The organism is Streptomyces sp. NPDC127092 (assembly GCF_042722475.1).
In the GTDB taxonomy this organism is placed as follows: Bacteria; Actinomycetota; Actinomycetes; order Streptomycetales; family Streptomycetaceae; genus Streptomyces.
This window is the reverse complement of the sequence record NZ_JBHXFE010000160.1, coordinates 1-299: the sequence shown is the minus strand read 5'-3', so window position 1 is coordinate 299 and position 299 is coordinate 1.

The following is a 299-nucleotide window of genomic DNA, read 5'->3' as shown; positions in this document are numbered from 1 at the left end:
CACACGCGGCGAGGAGGTCCTCGAGGGACAGGGTGTCGAAGTCAGACATGACGCGGCCTTTCGTCCTGGTCTCGGGGCCGCCCCATTCGATCGGGCGCTGCCCCCGCTTAACGTGTCCGCCTCCCGCGCGAAGATCGAGTGGTCGGAAGCCTCGGTGAGGCATAACACAGATGCTGGCAGAGCGGGCGCACAGGGTCAATAATGGAACCCTCTTAGCAAGTTCTCATTCACATACCTAATATCAGCTAGTAGGGGTACATCTTCTGGCCCGCCCACCCCGCGCGCCATGGGGACGCCTC